The organism is Hoyosella rhizosphaerae (assembly GCF_014643175.1).
Lineage (GTDB): Bacteria > Actinomycetota > Actinomycetes > Mycobacteriales > Mycobacteriaceae > Lolliginicoccus > Lolliginicoccus rhizosphaerae.
Window position 1 is genome coordinate 1 of sequence record NZ_BMJH01000014.1, and the last position, 814, is coordinate 814.

Annotated in this window: 1 protein-coding gene; it reads right to left on the reverse strand. The window is 60.6% G+C overall.

From position 1 onward, the window contains the following. A partial coding sequence (locus IEW73_RS16470; protein WP_229676089.1) for an AMP-binding protein occupies nt 1-754 on the reverse strand: 754 nt, incomplete at its 3' end. Nucleotides 755-814 lie beyond the last annotated feature (60 nt).

Genomic DNA, 814 nt, shown 5'->3' on the forward strand with positions numbered 1-814 from the left:
CCCATTGCTCCACCAGCTCCGGCGGACACGCCTCCCCACCCACAATCACACACTCCAGCAAATCCAACCCCGCAGGATCCACCGTCGCCAACGCCGCCGGAGTAACAAACGCATGCGTCACCTCATGCACACGCAAATACTCCGCCAACTCCGCGCCACCATAAACACCAGTCGGAGCGATCACCATCGTCGCCCCCACCGGCAACATCATCAACAGTTCCAACACCGACGCATCAAAAATCGGGGACGCAAAATGCAACACCCGACACCCCGGACGAAGCCCAAAACGCTCCTGCTGCTCCGCCGCCAACGCCGCCAAACCAGCATGCGTCACCACCACACCCTTAGGCCGCCCCGTCGACCCCGACGTAAAAATCATGTACGCCGCGTTCTCCGCACGCACCACACCCAACCGGTCCAAATACGACACCGGAGCTGGCGCCAACGTCTTCAGCTCGGCCTTCACCGACTCATCATCAAGCACAATCCACGTCACAGTGCTCGGCAGAGAATCCACATACTCCGCAACAGTGATACCCACCATCGCGTCCGAATCTTGCACAATGTGCTCAACACGCTCCCGCGGAGCAGCAGGATCCACCGGCACAAACGCCCCACCAGACTTCGCGACCGCCCACACCGACACCACAGACTCCACCGACCGCGGCACCGCCACCACCACAAACGAATCAGGCCCAACCCCACGCGAAATCAACAAACGCGCCAACCGCGACGAGCGCTTATCCAGATTCACATACGAGACACTCCGGTCACCCTCAACCAACGCAACAGCAGTGGGATCCACCTCAAACGC